Source organism: Liquorilactobacillus sicerae, assembly GCF_029916425.1.
Lineage (GTDB): Bacteria > Bacillota > Bacilli > Lactobacillales > Lactobacillaceae > Liquorilactobacillus > Liquorilactobacillus sicerae.
Genome location: NZ_JAHAVQ010000380.1, coordinates 1 through 255, shown reverse-complemented (window position 1 = coordinate 255; position 255 = coordinate 1). Strand labels below are relative to the sequence as shown.

Here is a 255-nt window from a genome sequence, read left to right as displayed (position 1 = left end):
TTACATCACTGAAGGATCTTATCATCATCAAAATGTTCACTTTGTCCATTTGCTACAAACTTATCCTTGCTTTTGCCCTGCTTGTCATCGAAGAATGCTGCGAAATGGTTTTAAACTGACTAAAGCTTTCGGTTTGCCTTCGGCTGGAGTTACTAATATTCTTTGTATTCGCAAACAAAAGTTTATTTGCCCTAAATCCAAAATGTGTCCCCAAGTCATCACCCAAATTGCTAAAGTTGCTGGCATTCAGCCTAA

1 pseudogene is annotated in these 255 nt (G+C 38.4%); it reads left to right on the top strand.

Going from position 1 to position 255, the window contains the following annotated elements:
• A pseudogene (locus KH893_RS12915) lies at positions 1 to 255 on the top strand (ISL3 family transposase); the annotation flags it as partial.